The organism is Bartonella vinsonii subsp. berkhoffii ATCC 51672, from assembly GCF_902825225.1.
Taxonomy (GTDB): domain Bacteria; phylum Pseudomonadota; class Alphaproteobacteria; order Rhizobiales; family Rhizobiaceae; genus Bartonella; species Bartonella berkhoffii.
Window position 1 is genome coordinate 1 of the sequence record NZ_CADEAK010000212.1, and the last position, 421, is coordinate 421.

Annotated in this window: 1 pseudogene; it reads left to right on the forward strand. The window is 32.1% G+C overall.

The annotated features are described in order from the left end of the window. Positions 1 to 172: 172 nt before the first annotated feature. Positions 173 to 360, forward strand: a pseudogene (locus J7R10_RS10140) (XRE family transcriptional regulator); the annotation flags it as partial. Between the last annotated feature and the right edge of the window lie 61 nt (positions 361 to 421).

A 421-nucleotide genomic window follows, 5' to 3' on the forward strand; every position in this document is an offset into this window, starting at 1 on the left:
TCTTGATAAAAATTAATAATCTTTTACCATAATAGATTTGTATATGCTTGATAACGGTTTTTGTATAGGGGTGGTGGACAATATCTCTATACGTTAAAAATAACGACTAACTAAAATCTAAAAATTTTTGTTAGAATCACAATGTATATTTATTCTTCTAACAGGATTTTAGATATTAACACCATTTGGTAAAACCTTACGCAACTTCGCATTGATCATTCAGAACGCCTTTTAGATATGGCTAAAAAATTAGATATATCTCTAGCATTTTTATCATCTGTAGAAATTGGCAAAAAGTCTGTTCCTGTAAGACTGGAGGAAAAGCTAAGTGATCTCTATGCGTTAGATCAAGTGGTTTCTTAAAATTTGAGCAGCGACTCCGAGGCTTTTCGTTTTTCCCCCACCATACAGCTTTCTAATC